The organism is Streptomyces sp. NPDC057271 (assembly GCF_042668715.1).
GTDB lineage: Bacteria > Actinomycetota > Actinomycetes > Streptomycetales > Streptomycetaceae > Streptomyces.
In genome coordinates this window covers 21,504-42,617 of record NZ_JBHUYJ010000032.1, presented here as the reverse complement: position 1 = coordinate 42,617, position 21,114 = coordinate 21,504, and the positions used below count along the sequence as shown (strand labels likewise).

Below are 21,114 nucleotides of genomic sequence, written 5' to 3'. Positions count from 1 at the left end.
TTGAGAGCCTCTGGCCTGCGGGATCTCGACTGCGGCCGGACTTCTCTCTGAAACGTCTGACCTGCTGCTTCTCTGATTCGAGGTCCTCTGACCTGGCACGCCGCAACTTGATCCGGACACACATCAACTGCTCTCGGACGCGGTATGAAGCAGCGACCGAGAAGGCTTTCGGGGTCCTGAGCGGTATGCCGGTGGGCGGGCGAGAGCCTGTGGCCCCGCCCGACTGCCGGTGGGTGCGAGGGCTTCCCACTTGGCCTTGCTTGCGTTTCAGTGCGAGACCTGCCTGCCCCGAGCTCGACGGGTGTCCGTATTGCTGGTGACCGCTATCAGTGGCTGGCTGCGTGGCAGGGGTGTGTCGCCGCTGTCCGGGATGCGGCGCTGCGTGCGTCCAACCCGGTGGTGGCGGTGGGCGTCGAGGTCGACGACGCGGGGAACTTGGACGATGTCGTCTTGTACCGGCAGGTGCCGCCGCACACCTACATGCAGGTCAAGTACGCCGCGGACAGCTCTACCCCGGTCAACGGTGACTACCTGCTCAAGCTCAGCGATCGCGGCGGCCCGTCGATCCTGCGGAAGATGGCGCAAGCCTGGGAGAAGCTCACCGAGGGCGGCACTCCGGTCGATCTCGCGTTGCTGAGCAACCGGTCCCCGGATGCGGAAGACCCGCTGATCTCGCTGGGGGACTCCCGCACTCAGCTTCTGGTTCCGAAGGCGGCGCAGCAGGGCCCGGGCTCCAAGAAGGGTCAGGCACGCAGGCGTTGGGCCGACGGTGCCGGGCTGAGTGAGGACAGGCTGCTGGACTTGCTGAAGGTGCTGCGCTTCGACCTGGCACGAGACGTGATGCACCTGCATGAGCACTTGCAGATGCTGATGTTCGCCGCAGGGCTGCGGTTCAGCGAGGAGGCCATGCACTCCGGCGCGGACTGGGTTGTGAGGTTCGGGGAAGAGACCACCGAGATGTTCGGGTTTCCCCACCGCTGATGCTGACTCGTCTTTGTCCTGGTCAGTCGACGTTTCAGGTGGTTGATCTTGGTGGTGTTTCCCCGAATCAGTGGTGATGTGATCCCGAATCGGTCAGTGCAGTGTTCGTCGAACCTCCTTTGAAGTGGGCTCTATAGCGCATGAAGGGGTTGGGCCGGGGCAAATCGGATCGGTGTCACTCGCCCAGGTGATCGACGCGGACCCTTGTCGAGGGTGTCGGCTCTACTGTCATGTCCGTAACGCCTGTCACGGGGCGCTACATGAACCACCCTATGTAGAGCGGCTGTTGAATGTCCGGAGGCTGACGCTTTGATCACTGCTCTGTTGCCGGTTCGTGCTCTGCGTGGGTGCCGGCTCCGGTGACCAGTGATGCCTGGGGGGTCATGGACGACGGCTTGGCGCGGCATCGGGATGAGTTACGGCCTGCCGCGGTGGCTCAACTGTTAGGGCTGCGCAGGTCGGGGAAGTTGACAACGGCGCATGTGCGGCTGGTCTCCGAAGCGTTGAACGTGCACATCAGGACGGTGTGGGACTGGCTGGCGAGCGCTGAGAAGACCGGCAGCCCGGAGAAGCCGGAACGCTCCCGGTTCCGTATCACCGACGAGATCATCGAAGTTCTTGCCGACTACCAGGGCAACGTCAAACGCGCTCACGAGCACTTGGTGCGCGTGGCCGAGGAGGCGGGGGAGAAGCCGATCGGTCTGACGACGCTGCACGACGCCATCGCCCGTGACCTCGACCCCGGTTTCATGGCGGGCCTGCGGGAGGGCATTCCTGCCGCCCGCGGCTTCGACCCCGCCTTCCAGCGCCCGGCGGTGGCCCGGAACCAGGTGTGGGAGGGGGACCACAAGCAGGCCCCGCTCGTCGTGGCGATGCCCGACAAGAAGCTGTCGAAGGTGTGGGTGACCTGGTTCGAGGACCGCGGCACCAGCTATGTGATGGGCTGGGCGGTCACCGCCGGCTCCGCGCACCGCGGCTCGGTCCTAACGGCCGTACGGGCGTCCGTGCTGCGGGAGGATCCTTACGGGCCGGCCGGGGGACTGCCGCACCTGGTGCGGGTCGACGGCGGTGCCGACTTCCTGTCCAAGACCGTCCGGCGGGCCTTCGGGCTGCTGGGGGTGCCGGTGCACCGGGTGCGCAGCGCCCGCCACAAGGGCGGTATCGAGCGGTTGAACCGCACCAGCATGACCCGTTTCTTCGCCGACCTGCCCCGCTACACCAAGGCGCCCCTGCTCGATCACCGCCGCCGCGTCGGCGAGACGGACCCGCCGTTGACCTTCGAGGCATTCGTGGAGCTCCTGGGGGAGTGGGTCACCGAGCACAACACGAAGCACGTGGTGAAGCGCACCGGGGTGACGCCGCTGGAGGCGTGGCTGGCCGACCCCACCGAGATCCGCCCCGAGCCCACCCCGGCGGAACTGCGCGCGTTCATGCTGGAGAGCGACCACAGGCCACGGAAGATCACCAGCCACGGGGTGGAGTTCGCGGGCCGCTGCTACATGCCCGAGAACGGTGTCGGCCGGATCGGGGTCGAGGTGCGGGTTCGGTGGATGCCGCACCACAGCCACGAGATCGACCTGTACTCCTTCCGTGGCGACCGCTACCTGGGCCGGGCGTTCCTCAGCGACGAGGCCACCGAGGAGCTGCGCGCCAAGGTCCTTGCCGACCGCCAGGAGCACAGCGCTGAACTGCGCCGGGCCTTGCAGCGCTCCGGTGAGCGCAAACGCGACCGTTATCTGCCGGCTACCGAACCCCAACTGCCCGTCTCTGCGACCCGCATGACCAAGGAAGAGGCGCTCGCCGAACTCGCGGGCACCAGCCGGTCAGCGCCTGCCGCGCCGCGCCGGCGCGCAGAGCCGTACCAGCCCTTGACCCCCGTCCCGGCCGGCTGGGTACGCCCCGGCCAGGCCACTGCCTCCGCCGATCCGTCTTCAAAGGATGCATCATGACTACCGCACCCAGGCGCAAGCACGTGCCCCCCAGCGCCGCGCCGAGCCGGCCGCGGGCCGGTCCGCCACGGCGCCCCGCCGCCGGCCCGATCTGCGTCCGCAGTTCTTCCTCGATATTCCGGACTCGCACCTGGTCGCTACCGATACTCTGCTGCAGATCAAGGACACCGTCGTCGACATCGTCGAGTCGCGGGCGATGTCGGTGATCTACGGGGATGCCGGGCTCGGCAAGAGCTTTTCCACCCGGGCCACGATCCAGGAGATGAACCCGGATCTGATCCTGCCGCTGGACTTCACCCGCTCCCGCCCGGGGCCGAAGGACCTGCGCGAGGAGTTGTTCCACCAGATGAACCTTTCCTGCAAGATGCCCGGCACCCCGACCGCGTTCGACAAGCTGCTGCGCGAGACCCTCCCGCGGCGCCCGTATGTGATCGTGTGTGACGAGGCCCAGCAGTACCGGCGGGAGAACTTCGAGTTCCTGCGCAAGCTGTGGGACACCTGCGACCCCAAGCCCGCCATCGTCTTCGTCGGCGGCCGGGAGGCGTACGACACGCTGCAGAGCGACCCGGCGCTGGCCTCGCGGATCTACATTCGTCTGGAGATCCTCGCGATGTCCCCCGAGGAGGTACTCACGACCGTTCCCGACTCCCACCCGGTGTGGCGGAACGTTGACGAGGCGCTGCTGAAACGGATCGACACCCAGTATGCCGACGGTTCCTTCCGCGAATGGGTAAGGATCACCAAGCATGTCCTGAAGGGACTTCAGCACTTCGGCGCGGAGAAGGTCGACGACGCCATCGTGGACTGGGCCCTGGCACGGTGCTGACCACCACGCCCTGCTCGCGGGCTGGCTGGGCCGAGGCGGCAGCACCCGAACCTTTCGCCGTTGTGGACGACCTTGCCCCGTCCGGCCTGCACTTCCTCGCCGTCCCCGGGGTACGCACCCTGCTCACCCCGGGCATGCTCGCCGTGGGTGAGGCACTCGCCGACGCCTGTGCCCAGCGGCGCTTCCTGTGCGTGCTGGGTGATGCCGGGGTCGGCAAGACCTTCGCCGTGCGCACCGCGGCACGCCGTCTCGGCGCGGCAGTACTGCTTGACCTTCGGGCCCAGTCGGCGCCGGCGGACCTGCGCGCCGGCCTCCACGGCGCACTCGAGCTGACCGGCGCACCGCCTGCCGACCCTGGAGCCGCCGACACGCTGATCCGCCGAGCCCTGGCCGCCACACCGCGGATCGTCGTCGTCGTCGACGACGCCGATCGGATGTCGGGGTCCTGCTTGGAGTACCTGCGCTTCCTGCACGACGGCACCCCCGGCGGGCTGTGCGTGGTCCTGATCGCCGGGCAGCGCGGCGAACGGCACCTGCGCGCCCAGCGGATGCTCGCCACGCGCACCGCCGCCTGGCTTCACCTCTGTGCGCTCACCCGCGACCAGATCCCCCTGGCCGTGCCCGCCCTGCACCCGCTGTGGCAAACCGTCGCACCCGGCCACCTGCAGGCGCTGGACGCCCGCTTCGCCAGCGGCAGTCTGCGCCGCTGGGTCCTGCTCACCCACCACACCCAGCGGGCCCTGGCCGCCACCTCAGCCGCCGCACCCGATGCGCGCCTGCTGCAGACCGTCGTCGACCGCATCGACAGCCCGGGCCGGCGCCCATGACCACACCCCCTCGCACCCCACACCAGCCCGCCGCACCGGCGGCGCCGCCGGGACGGCTGCTCCTCGACAGCGACGACGACCACGCGGTACACCGGGCCGCCTACCAGTGGGCCGATCCCGCCCAAGGGCGGATCACCGTCGACCCCACCCCGCACACCACCAGCCCGGCCTACCTCGCACTGGACGTACTGCGCGCCATGGGCCGCGACGGATTCTTGCGCCCCGAGGCCGAGCGGATGTCCACCGACCCGGCCTGGCGGGCGGTGACCTGCTGGACCCTGGCCTGCGGCGGCCTGGATGAGGTCATCATGCTGCGCGCCCACCGCCTCACCACCGAGCGGCTGCGCCGCCTGGCCGCGTGGCGCGCGGACACCGGCATCCGCCTGACCCTCCTCGCCCACACCCCGGAGCAGACCGACCTCCAGCGCCTGCTCGAACACCTCACAGCCGCCGAGTTGGTGGACGTGGCGACCGTACGCGGCACGGCCGCCGTTCTCGAGGCGATCGGCCCGGCCGCCACCGGACGGCGCACCGGCCCGCCGCCGCACGATCACGCCCACCAACTGCCCACGCTGCCCCGCAGCGGTGTGGCCGCGTGGCGCGCGGACTGCTGGCGCCGCCAGAACGCCACCGACTTCGCGCACACCGACGGCCAGTACCGCGCCGGCTACGCCGCCGCCCGCACCTGGTTGACCCGCACCCTGCCACCCCCACCAGCCCCAGCCTGCGGTACCGAGCCCGTCGGCGGCCCGGCCGAGCCCACCCCCTTCACCCTGCAGGAGACCGAGGCTGTGCGGCTGTTCCTGGCCCGGCTGACCGTCTCAAGTCCCAGCGCCCAGCACACCGTGGCCCGCGTGCGCGGCGCCCAGGCCGCCTTCCTGTCCCGCTCGCTGCTGCTCAACGTGCCCGACGACCGCACCAGCCGCGCCGGTCCCGGCATCACCACCGTGCCCCTCACCCCGCGCACCGTGCACACGATCACCGTGCGCCTGCCCAACCCGCTGCGCGCCGCCGCCATCGCGGCCCTGCTGTTCACCGGCACCGACACCTCGCTGCTGTCGATGACCCAGATCGCCAGCGTCGACAAGGACGGCACCACCGTGGCCATCGACCGCGACTCGCGGATCAACATCGGCGAGGCGCCCGGGCCCCGGCACCTGTACGCAATCCCGCCCCGCGCCCGCCCCCTGCTGCGCGCCGCGGTCGAATTCCGCCGCCGCACCCCGCGCACCGCTGATAACCACGGCCTGTTCGCGAACTGCTTCGGCACCACACCGCGCTTCGAGGCCCTCATCGCCGACGCCGGCCTTCCGGTACCCGCCCTGGTCCACCCCCACGCCGAGGACGACTGGCACACCGCTGCCCGCTGCTGGCACCTGCACACTCCCACGCCATCCGCCCCCAACGTCCCACCGCGCCTTGGGGAGTTACACCCGTGACCGACCAGCCACCGCCGCCCGGCGACACGTCCGCGGCCGCGTTCGACCTGATGTTCCTGCGCACCCGCACCGCCCAGTGCCGGCTCAGCGACGAGGACCTGACCGCGCTGACCGGCATCCCCACCGCCGACTGGGGCACCCACCTCACCCCGCACACCCTCCCCGCCGCGGCCTTGCTCGCTCTCGCCCGCGCGCTGGACACCTCACCCGAGTCCTCCTGCGCGTCCCCGAGCACGCCTCCCGCCGTTCCGTCCCGGGGGCGGCCACCCATGCCACCGTGCTGCACGCGGCCCTGCTTGAGGTCGGTCGCATCCACCCCGACGACCTGGCCTGCGCCCTTCAATGGCCCCCGCACCGCCTGAAGCGGGCCGCCACCGCCCTGGCCGCACACCTCGAGCAGCGAGGCAGCCCGCAACGGCTCATCCACACCGACACCACCATCCACCTGACCTGCGCCCCCGGCCTGCTCACCGGCACACAGCGGCAGAACCTGTACGACACCGGCCACACCGCCGCCTCGCTCGCCCCTGGCGAGGCCGCCGCCCTCACCCGCCTGCTGCACCGCACCGCCCGCGGCCTCACCCCCGACCTGCCCGCCGACCAGATCCCGCGCCTGGCCAACCGGCGCCTGCTCGCCCCAGCCGGCAAACCGCCGGCTCCCCACCCCGATGCGCTGTTCGCCCTCGGCCTGGCCGCCCACCCCCTCCTGGACACCGCCGGCCACCAAGCCCTGGGCCACCGCCCCGCCGCGGCCGACCCGGGACCCCACCGACGTGTCCACCACGCCGACGCAGCCCACGCCGAATACACCGACAGCCCCTTGCCGATGCCCGCCCCGCCACAGCCACCCAGGCCGCGATGACGCCACCTCCCCGTACGGCCGCCGTGCCCGAGACCACCACCGACCCGTCCGACAACACCACCACAAGCCCGTGGAAGCCCACGTGGTCACCCGGCCACACCCGCCCCGAACTGCCCCCGCTCACCGTGGTGCACGACCCTCACGACGACTACGCCTTCATGGCCGCCGCGCTGGCCGCCCACACCCCCCAGACCGGCCGTATCACCGTCCACCCCACCCCGGTGGCGAGCGCACCGGCATCCCTGGCCCACGACCTCCTGCGCAGCATGTGCAAACACCTCCCGCTGGCCGGCAGCGAGGACGGCACGTACTGGACGGGCAGCACCGAGACCGCCTGGCGCGCCCTCGCCGCCTGGATGCTCGCGCTGCGCATCCATCACGTCATCGTCACCCGGGCCCATCGCATCAGCTCCCGCCACTTCGAGCACCTCTTCGCCCTGCGGGAACTCACCAATATCCGGCTGACCCTTCTGTGCCACGGCCCCCTTCCTCCCGTCCTGGCCGCCGCCCTCGCTGTGCTCCCGCACGAAGAGGTGCACACCGTGGCCGCTCCCACGCCGGCTCCACCGCCAGCCGCTGCCCGGTTCGCGTGGTGGGAAGCGGACGGACAGTACCCGTCCCACCCGGATGAGCCGTGCTTCCTGCTGCCCGCTCGGCGCGCGCCCGGCCGGGGCGAACTGGAGGCGGCAGCCTGCCGCCTGGGCCGTACGGTGCTCCCGCTGCCCGCGGCTGGCCGCTTCCCGCCCGAGCCCGACGAGCCGACCGCGCTCCTCGCGCACCGACTGCACGCGCGCATCGCCCACCCCGTCCACGCCGCCGCGCTGGCGGTGCGGGTTTTCGCCGCTCAGACGGACCTCCCGGCCCGAACGGGCCGTGGCCGGGAGATGCGGATACCGTCCTGGGGAGTTGACTTGCTCGAGGCAGCCCGCCACTTCGGGCAACTGGAGGGGCGGGAGGACAACACTTCCCTGCCCCGCCTCAGGTCCTGGGATCACGCGGCTGTGACCGAAGCAGCTCATGCCTGCGGTCTGCACGAGCCGCAGGCACCGGGCCCGAAGCGGCATGCCGCGCCCACCTCGCGTTCCAGACGGCCAGATGTCGCGCGCAACAGCGCGGGCGGTACACCAGCACCCGGCCGGGCAGCATGAAGCGCGCATGAACAAACAGCACGCATACACAAGGGAGCAGACGATGGCTGAGCCTGGGACAGAACTGTTCGAAGTGATCCGCCGCGACCACCGTGCGGGCGACAGGCTGCCCCGCTCCTTGGCCACCCGGCACGGCGTGCCCCGCCAAACGGTCATGGAAGCGATCTCGACCGTGCTGCCGCTGCCGCGTTCCCTCCCGGCCGACGAAGAGCAACTGGGCGAGGCCCGGCAGATTCTGGATGCGCTGCTGGCCGAGGACCGGGCCAAGTCGCCCGCCGAACGCAGCTCGGCCTTCGATCTGTATGAGGAGCTGAGTCTTCGCACCAGCAGGCTTCCGCTGTCCTACCGGTGGGTGTGGGAGTACATCGCCGCTCACCGCTCACCGGACGCTTCCGACACCTCACCGGAACCACACGAGCGAGCCTGGGCGGGCAATGTCCCCTCCGACATGCCGAGCTTCGTCACCTATCTGATCACCAGTGCGGTACGCGACCTGGCGGAGCTGAAGATCGAAGGGACGCTGCCGGCCGCCGATGGTGTCGAGCTCGGCATGGTCTCCCTCGGCAACGCCGCAGCCCGGATCAACCAGGCCCTGCACGAGTTCGCGCTGGTCGGACTCAGAGCCGGCCTGTCCTACGCCCAGATGAGCGCCTTCACCGGCATCCCCGAAGACGACCTGGCGAAGCAGGCCGAGGACTACCACCGCCGCATGACGACCTGAGCCACTGCCTGCCGCGTCACCGTCCGCGTGCGGAAGCCGCAGACCGTCGGCCAGGCCTCGATGGATCGGCCCCGGACAGGGAAGACTGCGGGTACTGCCGGTGGATGGGGAGGGGGCAGTCGCCGTGGCTGCGGCCTGGAGTACGGACTCGGCGCTCAAGTAACGCGATCACGGGCGGGGCGACGGACGCGAGCCTGATGAGCGCGTGGGAATCAGGCCGGCGCCGTACGGGCAAACGGAACCGCGCGGGCCTGTGCCAGCTGTACCGCGGGCGCCCGGAGGTGCTGTCTGGGGTCGACGGGCTGGCAACGGGGGCGACCAGCCAGGAGATCTCCGGCCCGCACCTGCGGGACGCCGCCAGGGCCGTCTACAACGGGTTCTGGACGTAGCCAGCGCCCCCGATGCGGTCTCAGCCGGCCAAGCCCGCGAGCACCTCCGCACCCGGGATCCGGGCCATCGCCCAGCCGGGCAGGATGAGCTTGCCGCGGCGGCGACCGCTGCCGACCAGGACGTGCGGCGCCGCGACGACGGCCTCGTCAATCAGCAGGGGCCATGTAGAGGGAAGCCCGAGCGGGGTGATCCCCCCATACTCCATGCCAGTCTCGTCGATGGCGGTCTCCACGGGCGCGAAGGACACCTTGCGGGCCCCCAAATGCTGGCGGACGGCCTTGTTCACGTCCACGCGGGTGCCCGCCAGTGCCAGGCAGGCGGCGAGGGTGACGGTCCCGCCGCGCTTGGCCGCGACCACCACACAGTTCGCGGAGAGCTCCAGTGGTACGTCGTAGCTCTCGGAGAACACGGCGGTGTCCGCCTTGCTGGGATCGGTGTCCACGTAAACCACCGACTCGGCTGCCTCGCGCGCATCCCAGTTCTTCAGGGCGTCGGCTACGGGGTCGGCAAGGTCGTCACAGATCTCGAGCGCGGTGCGGGCGACCGTGAAATTCCCGAACGGAGGGCACACGTGCTGAATCATGGGAGAACCCTACCGCAGGTCGCCGAAGCTGTGGTTCGTCTGGGGACCTTTCCCGCGTCCGGGCCCTCCAAGTCCACCAGCATGCGGGCGATCGTGGTCTTGCCCGACCCCGATTCCCCGACAATGCCGTACGACCTGCCCTCTCCAGCCGGAAGGAGACGTCATTCACCGCGCGCACCGGGCCGAAGTCCTTGCGCAGTCCCTTCACTTGGAGCAGGGGCGCCGAGAGACCTCTTGAGGGAACAGACACGTCACTTCGGTGCCGTCGTGTGCTGTCAGTGGGACCCGGTCCTGCTTGCAGTTGGGCGCGGCCCGTTCGCAGCGAGGCGCGAAGGGGCAGCCGGGCAGAGCCTGGTCCACGCCGAGGGGGCCTCGGGCGGCGTCGAGGCGGACGGCCGGGCCGTCCAGGTGGGGGCGGGAAGCAAAGCAGGGCTGCGGTGTAGGGATGCCGCAGAGCGCTGAACAGGCCCGCGGTGGGCTGGGTCCCCATCACCTGGCCCGCGTACAGGACGTAGACTCGGTCGCAGATCGCCCCGGCGAGGTCCAAGTCGTGGGTGACGAAGAGCATGCCCATGCCGCGCTCGCGGCGCAGCCGCGTGAGGATTGCGATGACCTCGGCCTGGGCGGACACGTCCAGAGCGGTGGTCAGCTCGTCGGCGGCCAGCGCCGCCGCGATCACCACGTGTCATAGCATGCCGCCGGAGAACTCGTGCGGCCATCGCCGCAGCGCATCGCCCGGGTCGCTGATGCCCACCGACTCCAGGAGTTCAGCGGGCCGGGAGTCGGCCTTCCGACGGGTGTGAGCACAGTTGGTGCGCATCGCCTCGGTCGGGAAGCCGCCGACACGGTAGAGCGGGTTGATCGACGAGCGCGGGTCTTGGAAGACCATGGCCGCCGCGCCGTCGCGCATCTTCCGCAGAGGTCCACTCGGCACCGATCCCGCCGCGGTGGGGGTGGTTGAAGCATTGAGCATGTAGCGCGGTAGGGCGGCGAGGTCGTCGGCGAGCGTGAAGGCGCCGACGATGCTGCACACACCGTGGTGTTCCGGCGCCAGCGGTCAAGATCGCCTGTGCGCGACTGCGTCTCGACATATAGACAGAGAGTTTTCAGGGGTGAGTCAAGGGCTGGTCTCACATGATGGATGTGACGTGAGTATGGCTCAGCTAGCCTCCGGCTGTCTGAAAATCCCCTCTTGCGACGCCGAGTGGCGTTGGCTTAGTTTTTCGACAGGTGTATGTGACATATGCATACGCGAAGTCGAAGAAGCTCTCGGCGCCTGACCAGGTGAAGAGCGATCTGGACAACCGAATTCCGCTATGGTGGCGGGAAGTGCCCTCTGCGGGCCTGACAGGGATCGCCGGGAACGGCTCCTGATCGGCAAGGGTGGCGAAGGCGGTGCATTGCCGCGTGGTGGGCTGAGGGGGTGGAAGTCCCCGCCATCCCGATGGATTCCTTTCACATTGGATGTGTGGGTGACCTTGTTCGGCTGCCCGGCTCCGGTGTGATTCCGCCTGCCTGCAATCCAGGCAGGCTGGGGATTCGGATACGTGCGGCTCCGGTGAACAACCAGAGGGAAGGCAAAGTTGACCAGGGAGACCGATTCAGCCGAGAGTCGTGTTACCGGAATCTTAAAATTCAGCCGTCGCCGCATCCGCTATCAGTGCCGCATGGGGCATCGGCATGCTGGGCGAGTTATGCGAGCAGGGGGTGATCGACGCGGAGGATTTTGCCCGGCGTCAGGGGGCCGATCTCTCGTCGATGGTGGGACTGCTGCGCGCCCTCGCGTCAGTGGACATTCCGACCCCCGCGCGGTGCAGGCCCAGGCGGCGCACGCTGTGCTGGGCGACTTCGCATTTCCGCCGGTCGCCCGGTCGCGCGGGGAGGCGTCCTTGCGCCTGGCGCTCGGTGAAGGGCCAGGTGAACTGGCCCGGCTTCTCGGCGCTGTGGCGGAGTTCGGGATCGGCTCCGGCGAGGTCGCCCTGGAGCCGGCCGCCGCGAACGGCGGCGGGCTGGCCGTGCGGCTCGCGGTGGGATCCGGCGGGGCCGAGACCGTGCGCAGGAGGCTGGCCGCGGAGGGATGGACCGTACTCAAGCCCGAACTCCGCCGCGGCCCCCGGGAGGGCGTGGAGGACATGAGCGGAATGCGGCGCGTGGGCGAGGTGACGGCATCTGCGCCCTGACGCATCGGATGTGAATGGAAGCATCGACTTTCCGTTGTTCGCCGTCTCCGGTCGTGCCGGTGCACACCGGACCATCTTTTTCCCGGTGACGGCCATGACGGGCTGACCTTCCATTCTTCAGTCTGCGCTCCGACGGATCGGTCGACGATTCCGATGCGGGGTTGAATTGGCATGCCCGAAAACTCCGGACGGGATACGGCTTCCCTCGGTGCGCCTTTCCTCGCCGAAAGATTCCTGTGCTCCGGCTGAAGGATTGTGTATATGCTGATCAAGTGAATCGGCCGCGATCTCGATGTGCCTCACTATTGATGGAGCGTCGTACGCCGGCGGCAATGACGGAGGGGAACTTATGGGGACGTGCAGGTGTGACTGCCCTGTGCCGTGGGCCGAAGTCCGGCGGCCGGCTGCGTGCGAATCCAGCGAGCGCCACGCAGTCGGACGCAAGGGGAAGTGAAATCAGTGAGCACTCAAAGTGGCATGGACGTGAAGGAACCGCTCGACCCCCAGTTGACGCGGTTCTGGCACGAGACCCGCCTGCGGGCGACCCCCGGTCCGCCGCCGGAGATCCTGGAGTCGGCGCAGCCCGCCGTCGGGGAATCCTGGCTCGCGATATCCGAGGTCCTCGCGCTCGGTTACGGCGAACGCTCCGGCGCGGTCATCACCAAGGGGAAGACCCTCATGCGGGCGCGCACGACGCCCTCCGCGGGGGCGCTCTATCCCTTCGAGCTGTTGGTCGCCTTCCGCGGCGAGACCCAGTACGAGCTGTACGAGTACGACGTCGTCGGCTGCTGCCTGAGGCATGCGGGGCCGGTGGACGCGGCCGAGACGGCGGCGCTGCTTGCCGGGCCGGATGCCGGGGCGGACGAGGCACCGCCGCCCGAGGCGGTGGTGGCCATCGTCGGACGCCCGTGGGCGTCCATGCGCAAGTACGGGCGGCGCGGATACCTCTACACACACCTCGACGGCGCGCACGCGGCGACCAACATCACGCTCGCCGCGCAGGAGGCGGGCTTCAGGCCGGTCACCCACCTGCGGTTCGACCGTCGGCAAGCGGCCGACGTTCTCGGGATCGCCGACCGCTGCCGCGAACCCCAGACTCTCATCACGCTCACGGCGCCCGGTGCCCCCGCCGCGGCCTGGGACGGCAAGGCCGCCAACCCCTTCGCCGTACCGATCTGGCGGCACGGCGACGGAGTGCGGCCCGAGGAACCCGGCGACGAGGAGCGGGCGGCCTGGCGCTCGATCCAGTCCATCAGCGCGTTCCACCACCGGGGCGACACGCCTCGCCGGTACGGAAGCGCACGCTCCGTCGTCGCCCGTGCGGCCCGCACGGCAGCCGCAGAACCGGCCGACGCACGGCCGGCGGTACGACTGCACAGCGGTAACGGCAGGAACGCCACGCCACGCCCCTTCGCCGACACCGTCCTGGAACGCCGCTCCGCGAAAGGGTTCCTGCCGGTCCCCGTGGACAACGCCCCCTTCGGCCGGATGCTCGCGGGGCTGCGCCAGGGCGCCGCGCTCGACAGCGCCGACGGCCCGCTGGCGCAGCTCCGGCTGCTCGTCCGCAACGTCGACGGGATCGAGGCGGGCGCCTACGACTACGACGCCGAGGGCCACGCCCTGCGGCCCGTGGGCGGCGACGGCCGCACCGACGACGCGGTCGTGGCGGCCTGTATGAGCCAGGCCGTGGTCCGCTCGGCGGCGGCCCTGTTCGTCCTGCACTCCCCGGTGGGCCCGCTGCTCGGCGCCCGCGGCCCCCAGGGGCTGGCCGAACTGCACTACCACGCCGCCGGAGCGGCGCAGCGCCTGTGTGTCGCCGCAGCGAAGAGCGCCGTGGGCATCACCTGCCTCGGCGGCTTCGACGAGGGCCGGGTCGCGGAGCTCGTGTGCCTGCCCGACTCCGAGGAAGTGATCTACGTCCTGGCCTGCGGAGTCCCCGACGAGACCGCGGTGAAGTGGGACCGCGCGCCGATCGCCTACAGCCATGGACGCGGCCCCGCACGGCAGAGCTGATCCCGCCGATCAAGTCGACCAGAAAGAGCGTGTGTTCACCCCATGTTGAGTAACAGCATCCTGTCCGAGCGGATGACCGACGATCACCGGGAGCTGGCCCGCCGGGCGACCGCCTGCCTCACGCCCGAGCGGCTCGAACAGTGGCGCACCGCCCCGGACGGCCACCTCCGCAAGGAGGCCTGGCGCGAACTGGCCGAACGCGGCCTGATGGGCGTCTCGCTGCCGCGCGAGCACGGCGGCCAGGGCCTGGGCCTGCTGGGCGCGCTGGTGCTCGGCGAGGCCCTGGCGCAGGTCCGGGACGGCGGCCTCGCCCTCGGCATGCACGTGCAGAACGAGATCGCCTGCGACTGGCTGGTCTCCGCCAAGAACACCGAGCTGTCGGATAAGTTCCTGCCGGGGCTCGTCGCCGGCGAGCTCGTGGCCTGCCAGTGCGACACCGACCCCTCGGCCCAGGAGCCGACGCTCGCCGTCACCGACGGCGACGAGGTCGTGGTCAGCGGGCAGAAGAAGTTCGTGGTCAACGGCGCCAACGCCGACCTGTGCTTCGTGAGCGTCCAGCTCGACGGCGCGCCGGCCATCGTGCTCGTCGAGAAGAAGACCCACGGGGTCCACGTCACCCAGGTGTACGACAAGCTCGGCACCCGCTCCATCGACTCCGCCCTCGTGGAGTTCGACCGGGTACGCGTCCCGGCCGCACACGTCATCTCACGACGCGGCGTCAGCCAGCTCATGCGCTGGAACCGGGTCATGTCGCGGATGCGCTTCCTCATCGCCTCCGACGCCTACTTCGTCCACCGGGCGCTGCTCTCCCACATCAGTGCCTACGCCCTCGGACGGGAGCTCGGCGGCCGCCCCCTGGCGGGCTGGCCGGTCAACGAGCACGCCCTGGCCCGGGCCCGCGCCGACCAGGAGCTGATGGAGGCCGGACTGGTCGAGGCGTACCTGCGCCTGACCGAAGGCGGCAGCACCGTCCCCGAGATCGCCGAGCTCAAGTGGTTCTGCGTGGAGCGCACCACCGAGTTCGCCGGGCTCTGCACCGACCTGGAGGGCGGCGCCGGTTACATGTGGGACAGCGTCGCTCTGCGCGCGCACGCCCAGATCCGCGGGCTGCGCATGTCGGGCGGAAGCCAGACCACGATGCTCACCGTCGCCAACCACTCCATGGCCTGCCGCGCCGAACTCGACGCACCCGCGCTCGCGGCCGCTGCCGGGAGGCGTCGTGGCTGACCCGCTCCGTCTGGACGAGGTCTTGCTGCGGGCCTGCGCCGAGCACGGCGCCCGGCGCGCCGTCGTCGACGACAGCACGGAGCTGACGTACGCCGAGCTCGCCTCCCGTGTCCGCGCCCGCGCCGGAGCCCTGGACGACGCCCTCGGACCCGACGAGCAGCGCATCGCCCTCTACGCCGCGAACAGCGCGGAGTACCTGATCTCCTACTACGCGCTGCTGGTCGCCGGACGCCTGCCCTTCCTGGTCGACGCACAGTTCGGCGCGGTCGAACTCGAAGGCATCCGCACGAGCTGTGGCGTGGACGCCTTCCTGACCGACAAGCCCGACGTCTTCCCGCTCCCCGCCTCGGCCCGGCCGCTGCCCGACAGCCCGTACGCCGTGGCGCGCGGCACGGGGCCGGCGCCCGCCGCGGTGCCGGCGCCACGGCCGACCACCGCCACGTGCCGGTTCACCTCGGGCACCACCGGTGCGCCCAAGTGCCTGGAGTTCTCCCACGAGGCCGTGCACAGTGCGGCCCGCACCTGGGTGGCGGGCACCGGGCTCGGTCCCGACGACCGCGTGCTGTGTTTGGCTGCGTTCACCAACGGATTGGCCTTCAACACCTCGCTCCTGCCGGTGTTCCTGGTGGGCGGGGAACTCCACCTGTATCGGGGGCTGCCCACCTCGGGCGGCATCTCCCGCGCGGTGCGCCGCGCCGGAGCCACCCGCCTGGTCGCGTTCCCGCTCGCCTACCGGCTGCTCGCCGAGGCGCCCGAACCCGACACGGCGGCGTTCACCACCGTACGGCGGGCGGTCTCGGCCGCCGCGGTCCTCGCGCCCGAGGTCCGCGACGGCTTCCAGAGCCGCTACGGAGTACGGATCGCCGACTACTACGGCATCGCCGAGACCGGGCCCTGCACATTCGAGCGCGACCCGGAGCGCACCACGGGACTCGGGACCGCCCTGCCCGGCGCATCCCTGCGCATCGTCCCCCAAGAGGGCGGCGAGCCCGAGGTCCGGGTGCGCACGGAGTCCATGGCGAGCTGCTATCTCAACGTCCCCGGCGGGCTGGAGGAGCGGATCGACGCGGACGGCTACTACGGCACCGGCGACCGGGGACGGATCGAGGACGGCCGGCTGTTCGTCACCGGCAGACTCGGCGGCCCCATCAACCTCGCCGGGCGCAAGGTCGATCCCGCGGAGATCGAGCAGGTCGTGCTCGCCCTCGACGGGGTGAGCGACACCGCTCTCTTCGCCGACCACGACCCTCAGGGCGAGACGGTTCTGCACCTCGTGCTCGCCGGCAGCCGCGAACCCTCGCGCGGCGAGATCGTCGCCGCCTGCCGGGAGCGGCTCGCGCCGTACAAGGTCCCCGGCCGGATCACGTTCCTGGACGCCATCCCCCGCTCGTCGGCGGGCAAGGTCCGCCTCACCGAACTCAAGGTTCTCGTCAAGGACACCCCGCGCCCCGGCGCGTGACCAGCACAGGAGTGGACGTAGATGACCAAGCATGCCGTCGAGGCGGAGCTGCGCGAGCAGATCGAGCAACTGGTGGAAGTGGCCACTGGGAAGGTGGTGACCGTGGCCGACCTGCGTGCGGCCGACGGCGCCCTGGACCGCGCGGGCGTCAACTCCATCGGCTACATCAACCTCATGGAGGCGCTGGAACAGCGCTTCGGCGCCGCCATCGACCCGGAGGCCGACCCCCAGTACCTCACGTCGGTCGACTCCATCGCGCGGTTCGTCCTCGGCCGGGCCTGAGACCACAAGGAGAGCTGTGAGCACCGCAACCGAAACCGCCCTCCTCGCCGGCCCGGACGCACCGGACGCCGAGATCCTCACCGAGCGCCTCGACGCCGTCTGGGCCGACGAGCCGTTCGCCGAGGCCGCCGCGCAGACGGAGCACCTGTGCGCCGTACTGCCCCTGCTCGAACTGTTCCCGCACGATCCGGACGGCCGGATCGCCGCGGTCCGGGCGGGGGGCCTCCGCGCCGCGCTCGGCCTGTTCACCCCCAACGCCCAGCTCGCCCGCACCGTGCCGACGGTCCGTGCCCGACGCGACGCCGACGGCCGCGCGGTCCTCACCGGGCGCTTCCGGTACGCCGACGAGGCGGCGGACCTCACCGTGGCGCTCGTGCGGTTCGAGGACGAGGAGGGTGTACGGCTCGCCCTGCTGCCGCACACGCTCGACGGCCTGCGGCTGTACGGTGCCGGCCGCTCGCAGGACCGCGGGTGGGCCGAGCTGGACGGAGCGGCCATCGACGCACGCGCCGTGTCCGACCCGGTGAACACGGACGACGACGGACCGCTGACGGCCGTCCTGGACGCGTATTCCTGGGAGTTCTCCCGGCGTTCGGTCACCTGGAGCGCCAAGGTCGTGGCCGACCTCCGGCGGACCCTGGCGAACACCGGTGAGGGCGCCGAGGCGCTGAGCACCTCTCAGTATCTGGCGCACGAGCTGAGCAAACTGGAGATCGAGCTCTCGCTCGCCGCTGCCGCCGCGAGTTTCGGCGCCGCGTTCAAGGGCGAGCGGCCCGGCGGCCAGTCCGTCGCCGCGACGCTCCTGGCCTGCACCGACTTGCTGTGGCGCACCGTCCGCGTCGCCGAGGACATGAGCGCGGACCTGGGCCTCGAACCGAGCCCCGTCGCCGACCCCGCCTGGCCGTCCGACCGGGTGCAGGCGAGCCTCGGCGGGCGGCGGCTGGCCGGCGGCGAACTGGCCCGCCGCATGGGCCTGCACAGGCGGCGGTGACATGACGATCGCGACGGTGGTTTGCGGACGGAGCGGGCGGATGGCGAACCTGATCGCCGCGGCCGTCGACCGCTCCGAGGACCTCGACCTCACGGCCCGCCTGAGCGTCCGCGACGGCGCCGGCGCGCCACCCGGCGCCGAGCCCGTGCCCCTCGTCCGTAAGCTCGCCGAACTCCCGGACCCCCGGCCGGTGGTGGTGGACTTCACCTCGCACGAGGCGACTGCCGATGTGCTCCGCCAGGCGGTGGACGCACCCTGTCCGCTCGTGGTGGGCACCAGCGGTCTCGGCGCCGCGGAACGCGCGCTGATCACGGAGGTCGGGCGTACCGGCGCCGTGGTGGTCGCGGCGAACTTCAGCCTCGCTCTGCTCGCCGTGGCGCGCTTCGTACGAGAGCTGTCGCAGCAGGTGGACAACACCTGGGACGCGGGCGTCATGGACCTCCACTTCGCGGGCAAGCGCGACCGGCCCAGCGCGACGGCGCGTTTCCTGGCCGACCAGTGGCGGTCCGAGACCCCCGGGCGGACCGGCCGGGGCCCGGCCGACGCCCGGAGCGGCGCCCCGGAGCTCGCCTCGTTCCGCATGGGCGACGCGGTCAGCGAACACCGGCTCATGGCCGCGGGCACGGGCGAACACGTCGAGGTCCTGCACCGGGTGGCCGACCGTGCGGCCTTCCTGCCGGGCATCCTGCGGGCGGTGCGCTTCGCCGCGCACGCCCGGCCCGGGGTCTACTCGCTGGAGGACGTGGCGTGCTCGACGGCAGCGGCACCGGAGTGAGCACTGCCCTGACCAGGACGGGGCTCTTCCCCGGGCCAAGGCTGTGGTGGGCCGCCGTCACCGGCGGCGGGCCGGAACAGCCGGCCGCCGCCGACCCGGACCGGGAGTTCACCTCACAGGCCCGCCGGGACCAGGGGGAGACGGCCCGGCGCACCCTGCGGGCCGCCCTCACGGAACTCGGTCTGACCACCGGCGAAGGCGACCCGCAGCGGATCCTGCCGGACCCGCCCAGCGCGGTACGCCGGGTCCGCGTGGACGGCCGGCGTCTCCGCCCCGACTTGCAGTTCTCGCTGGCCCACACCGCACGGCACGCCGTCGTCGCGATCCGGCGCACCGACGGGCCGGCGACCGGACTCGGCGTAGACGCCGAGGACGACTGGGACGGCGCCGGACGCAACCTCCACCGGTTCGGCACCCGCGCCGAACTGGACCTGATCGCCGCGGACCACCCCGGCGCCCACCCGCTGCACCTGTGGTGCGCGAAGGAGGCACTGGCCAAGGCGACCGGCCACGGCTTCGCCGTACCGCCCCGCCGCCACCGGCTCCTCGCCGGCGACGGCGCCCCGCACACCCTGCTCCTGGAGATCGCCGAGAACCACCGCACCGCGGCACCCCGCCCCGCCAGGGTCCGCGTCGGCACGCGCAGAACGTGGCCGCCCACCGCCTGGGCCGTCGCCGAACTCCCCCTGACCGGCACCGCAAACGAAGGAAGCGAACACCGATCACCGTGACACAGGACCAGCCGATCACCACCCTCGGGCAGCTCCTCGACCGCCAGGCCGCGCGCCGCCCCCAGGCCCCCGCTCTGCACGCACCCGACCGGGAGCCGCTCACGTACGCGGCGCTGAGGGACCGTGTCCAGGACGCCGGCCAGTCGCTCGCCGCACTGGGCGTGGGCCGGGGCAGCCGAGTCGGCATTGTGCTCCCGAACGGGCCCGACCTGGCACTCGCCTTTCTGGCGGTGGCCGCCCACGCCTGCGCGGCGCCGCTTAACCCCGCCTACCGCGAGCAGGAGTTCGCCTTCTACCTCGACGACATGCGCGCCGACGCCCTGCTGGTGGAGCAGGGCAGCGACTCGCCCGCGATCGCCGTGGCCGAGGAGCGCGGCATCCGCGTCGTCGAACTGCTCCCGGACCCGGCGGGGCCCGCCGGCGCCTTCGCCCTACGGGGCCGGAGCAACGCGGACCGGGAGCCGCGCACCGGCCCCGCCTTGGCCTCCGGGCACGCCGAGCCGCAGGACGTCGCCCTGATCCTGCACACCTCCGGCACCACCTCGCAGCCGAAGCTCGTGCCGCTCACCCATGCCAACCTGTGCGCGGCCGCCGCCAACACCCGCGCGGCCTTCGCCCTCGGCGAGAGCGACCGCTGCCTCAACGTCATGCCGCTGTTCCACGCCCACGGCCTGACCAGCACCCTGCTCGCCGCCCTCGTCGGAGGCGGCAGCATCGTCTGCACGCCCGGGTTCTCCGAGAGCCGGTTCTTCGACTGGCTCGCCGACTTCCGCCCGACCTGGTACACGGCCGTGCCCACGATGCACCAGGCCCTGCTCGCGGTGGTCGGCGAGCACGCCGAGGAACTGGCCGCCGCGCCCCTGCGGTTCATCCGCTCGGCGTCCGCCCCCCTGCCGGGGCCGGTGCTCATCGCCCTGGAGGAGGCGTTCGGAGCGCCGGTGATCGAGGCGTACGGCATGACCGAGGCGGGTTCCCTGGTCACCAGCAACCCGCTCCCGCCCGGCGACCGCAAGCTCAGGTCCGTCGGACTGCCCGTCGGCGAGCCCTTCGCCGTCCTCGACAAGGCCGGTCGCGTCCTGGGCCCCGGTGAGACGGGCGAGATCGCCATCCGCGGGGCCAACGTGACCGCGGGATACGAGGACAACCCGGAGGCCAACCGGCTGAGCCGCACCGCCGACGGCTGGTTCCGCACCGGTGACGAAGGCCGCGTCGACGAGAACGGCTATCTCTACATCGTCGGGCGCAGCAAGGAGATCATCAATCGAGGCGGTTCCAAGGTCGCCCCGGCCGAGGTCGACGACGTGCTCAGCGGGCACCCGGCGGTCAAACTGGCGGTCGCCTTCGGACTGCCGCACCCGACGCTGGGCGAGGACGTCGCCGTGGCCGTCGTCACCCGGCCGTCCGCCACGGTCACCGAACGCGAGATCCGCGAGTACGCGGCCGAGCGGATCGCCGACTTCAAGGTCCCCAGCCGGGTGTTCATGGTCGCCGACGTCCCCAAGAGCCCGACGGGCAAGGTGCAGCGGCTCAAGCTCGCCGAGCTGCTGTCGGCCGCCGCGCCCGGCCCGTCCGCGCAGGAGCCGAGGGGACCCCTCGAACAGCGGATCGCCGCCCTCTGGGCCGACGTCCTGGGTCTCGACCGGGTCGGCCTGGACGACAACTTCTTCGACCTCGGCGGCAACTCCCTGCTGCTGAGCAGGGTCTCGATCCGGCTGCACAAGGACCTGGGC

At 71.3% G+C, this 21,114-nt stretch carries 23 protein-coding genes; 20 read left to right on the top strand and 3 right to left on the bottom strand.

Features of this window, described 5'->3' with window-relative positions:
- Positions 1–270: 270 nt before the first annotated feature.
- The 10 genes from ACFUJR_RS17310 to ACFUJR_RS17265 all read left to right on the top strand — a co-directional run bounded on the left by ACFUJR_RS17310 (position 271) and on the right by ACFUJR_RS17265 (position 9,142).
- A complete protein-coding gene (locus ACFUJR_RS17310) occupies positions 271–981 on the top strand; it encodes a hypothetical protein (protein ID WP_383172658.1) in 711 nt (236 codons plus the stop codon).
- A gap of 467 nt (positions 982–1,448) precedes the next feature.
- Positions 1,449–2,930, top strand: a complete 1,482-nt coding sequence (locus tag ACFUJR_RS17305; protein WP_383450511.1) for a Mu transposase C-terminal domain-containing protein — start codon at positions 1,449–1,451, stop codon at positions 2,928–2,930.
- Positions 2,920–3,756, top strand: coding sequence for an AAA family ATPase (locus ACFUJR_RS17300; RefSeq protein ID WP_383170262.1), 837 nt, complete (start codon positions 2,920–2,922; stop codon positions 3,754–3,756). Before ACFUJR_RS17305 ends, ACFUJR_RS17300 begins: the two co-directional genes overlap by 11 nt.
- A gap of 62 nt (positions 3,757–3,818) precedes the next feature.
- Positions 3,819–4,583, top strand: a complete 765-nt coding sequence (locus ACFUJR_RS17295) for an AAA family ATPase (protein ID WP_383170260.1) — start codon at positions 3,819–3,821, stop codon at positions 4,581–4,583.
- The gene (locus tag ACFUJR_RS17290; RefSeq protein ID WP_383170258.1) at positions 4,580–6,022 is read left to right on the top strand and encodes a hypothetical protein; all 1,443 of its coding nucleotides are present in this window, start codon (positions 4,580–4,582) and stop codon (positions 6,020–6,022) included. Before ACFUJR_RS17295 ends, ACFUJR_RS17290 begins: the two co-directional genes overlap by 4 nt.
- Complete coding sequence (locus ACFUJR_RS17285; RefSeq protein ID WP_383170257.1) at positions 6,019–6,384, top strand: hypothetical protein; 366 nt, start codon at positions 6,019–6,021, stop codon at positions 6,382–6,384. The genes ACFUJR_RS17290 and ACFUJR_RS17285 overlap by 4 nt, the downstream gene beginning before the upstream one ends.
- Positions 6,300–6,884: a hypothetical protein gene (locus ACFUJR_RS17280; RefSeq protein ID WP_383170255.1), complete on the top strand. Its 585-nt coding sequence runs from the start codon at positions 6,300–6,302 to the stop codon at positions 6,882–6,884. Before ACFUJR_RS17285 ends, ACFUJR_RS17280 begins: the two co-directional genes overlap by 85 nt.
- Positions 6,881–8,032 (top strand): hypothetical protein, encoded by a 1,152-nt coding sequence (locus ACFUJR_RS17275; RefSeq protein ID WP_383170253.1) that lies wholly within the window; start codon positions 6,881–6,883, stop codon positions 8,030–8,032. Before ACFUJR_RS17280 ends, ACFUJR_RS17275 begins: the two co-directional genes overlap by 4 nt.
- 43 nt (positions 8,033–8,075) lie before the next feature.
- Positions 8,076–8,753, top strand: coding sequence for a hypothetical protein (locus ACFUJR_RS17270; protein ID WP_383170251.1), 678 nt, complete (start codon positions 8,076–8,078; stop codon positions 8,751–8,753).
- 197 nt (positions 8,754–8,950) lie between these two features.
- On the top strand, positions 8,951–9,142 hold the full coding sequence (locus ACFUJR_RS17265) for a hypothetical protein (protein WP_383170250.1): 192 nt from the start codon (positions 8,951–8,953) through the stop codon (positions 9,140–9,142).
- 20 nt (positions 9,143–9,162) lie between these two features.
- On the opposite strand, the gene ACFUJR_RS17260 is transcribed toward ACFUJR_RS17265, so the two are convergent.
- Entirely contained in the window at positions 9,163–9,726 is a 564-nt protein-coding gene (locus ACFUJR_RS17260; RefSeq protein WP_383170248.1) for a YbaK/EbsC family protein, read from the bottom strand.
- Positions 9,723–9,851, bottom strand: a complete 129-nt coding sequence (locus ACFUJR_RS17255; RefSeq protein ID WP_383170268.1) for an ATP-binding cassette domain-containing protein — start codon at positions 9,849–9,851, stop codon at positions 9,723–9,725. Before ACFUJR_RS17255 ends, ACFUJR_RS17260 begins: the two co-directional genes overlap by 4 nt.
- Before the next feature lie 425 nt (positions 9,852–10,276).
- Here ACFUJR_RS17255 and ACFUJR_RS17250 point away from each other — a divergent pair, with 425 nt between their 5' ends.
- On the top strand, positions 10,277–10,417 hold the full coding sequence (locus tag ACFUJR_RS17250) for a hypothetical protein (protein WP_383170246.1): 141 nt from the start codon (positions 10,277–10,279) through the stop codon (positions 10,415–10,417).
- Here the strand turns inward: ACFUJR_RS17250 and ACFUJR_RS17245 are convergent.
- The gene (locus ACFUJR_RS17245; protein WP_383170244.1) at positions 10,412–10,759 is read right to left on the bottom strand and encodes a hypothetical protein; all 348 of its coding nucleotides are present in this window, start codon (positions 10,757–10,759) and stop codon (positions 10,412–10,414) included. The two genes, ACFUJR_RS17250 and ACFUJR_RS17245, sit on opposite strands and share 6 nt — an antisense overlap.
- Before the next feature lie 856 nt (positions 10,760–11,615).
- Here ACFUJR_RS17245 and ACFUJR_RS17240 point away from each other — a divergent pair.
- The 9 genes from ACFUJR_RS17240 to ACFUJR_RS17200 all read left to right on the top strand — a co-directional run.
- A complete protein-coding gene (locus tag ACFUJR_RS17240) occupies positions 11,616–11,906 on the top strand; it encodes a hypothetical protein (RefSeq protein WP_383170243.1) in 291 nt (96 codons plus the stop codon).
- A gap of 459 nt (positions 11,907–12,365) precedes the next feature.
- Positions 12,366–13,919 (top strand): nitroreductase family protein, encoded by a 1,554-nt coding sequence (locus tag ACFUJR_RS17235; RefSeq protein WP_383170241.1) that lies wholly within the window; start codon positions 12,366–12,368, stop codon positions 13,917–13,919.
- Positions 13,920–13,961: 42 nt separating this feature from the next.
- A complete protein-coding gene (locus tag ACFUJR_RS17230; protein ID WP_383170239.1) occupies positions 13,962–15,146 on the top strand; it encodes an acyl-CoA dehydrogenase family protein in 1,185 nt (394 codons plus the stop codon).
- Complete coding sequence (locus ACFUJR_RS17225; RefSeq protein ID WP_383170237.1) at positions 15,139–16,605, top strand: class I adenylate-forming enzyme family protein; 1,467 nt, start codon at positions 15,139–15,141, stop codon at positions 16,603–16,605. The genes ACFUJR_RS17230 and ACFUJR_RS17225 overlap by 8 nt, the downstream gene beginning before the upstream one ends.
- Positions 16,606–16,626: 21 nt before the next feature.
- Positions 16,627–16,887, top strand: a complete 261-nt coding sequence (locus ACFUJR_RS17220; protein ID WP_383170235.1) for an acyl carrier protein — start codon at positions 16,627–16,629, stop codon at positions 16,885–16,887.
- A gap of 16 nt (positions 16,888–16,903) precedes the next feature.
- Positions 16,904–17,878: a hypothetical protein gene (locus tag ACFUJR_RS17215; protein ID WP_383170233.1), complete on the top strand. Its 975-nt coding sequence runs from the start codon at positions 16,904–16,906 to the stop codon at positions 17,876–17,878.
- A gap of 1 nt (position 17,879) precedes the next feature.
- Positions 17,880–18,653 carry a 4-hydroxy-tetrahydrodipicolinate reductase gene (locus tag ACFUJR_RS17210; protein WP_383170231.1) on the top strand — a complete coding sequence of 258 codons (774 nt, stop codon included), beginning with the start codon at positions 17,880–17,882 and terminating at the stop codon, positions 18,651–18,653.
- Positions 18,626–19,384, top strand: a complete 759-nt coding sequence (locus ACFUJR_RS17205; RefSeq protein WP_383170229.1) for a 4'-phosphopantetheinyl transferase family protein — start codon at positions 18,626–18,628, stop codon at positions 19,382–19,384. The genes ACFUJR_RS17210 and ACFUJR_RS17205 overlap by 28 nt, the downstream gene beginning before the upstream one ends.
- On the top strand, positions 19,381–21,114 hold a 1,734-nt coding region (locus tag ACFUJR_RS17200; protein ID WP_383450508.1), incomplete at its 3' end, for a non-ribosomal peptide synthetase. The genes ACFUJR_RS17205 and ACFUJR_RS17200, both read left to right, overlap by 4 nt.